General features: G+C 72.2%; 1 protein-coding gene. It reads left to right on the top strand.

The features are described 5' to 3' along the window. Positions 1 to 100: 100 nt before the first annotated feature. Positions 101 to 400 (top strand): peptidoglycan bridge formation glycyltransferase FemA/FemB family protein (locus I6F37_RS43205; RefSeq protein WP_225154863.1); only part of this gene is annotated, 300 nt, incomplete at its 3' end.

The raw sequence follows: 400 nt of genomic DNA, 5'->3' as shown, positions 1-400 counted from the left end.
GACTGACTTTCGTCGTGGCGGCGCTCGCCTTGCGGATCGAGGAACTGCGCTCTATCGTCGGGATCATGGTCGACGCGCTTCGCCGCCAGCGCCCAGCGCCGTGACGGCGCCCGCCGACCCGGCGCTCGCCGACCCGGCGCCAGCCAGCCCTGACGGCTGGGACGCGCTGGTCGAGGCCAGCGACCCAGCGTCCTATCTGCAACTCAGCGCGTGGGCGACCGTCAAGGCCATCAACGGCTGGACCGCGCATCGGATCACGGCCGGCGAACGCGTCGGCGCCCAGATCCTGGTGCGCCGACCGCGGCCATTGCCGTGGGGGTTTGCATACGCGCCCCGTGGTCCCGTGGCGTCCGATTGGTCGCGTGACGAGATCGGCGCCCTGACCGACGCCGTGCGCAGC

Source organism: Bradyrhizobium sp. NBAIM08 (genome assembly GCF_020193935.1).
Taxonomy (GTDB): Bacteria; Pseudomonadota; Alphaproteobacteria; order Rhizobiales; family Xanthobacteraceae; genus Bradyrhizobium; species Bradyrhizobium yuanmingense.
This window is presented reverse-complemented; position numbering and strand designations above follow the sequence as displayed.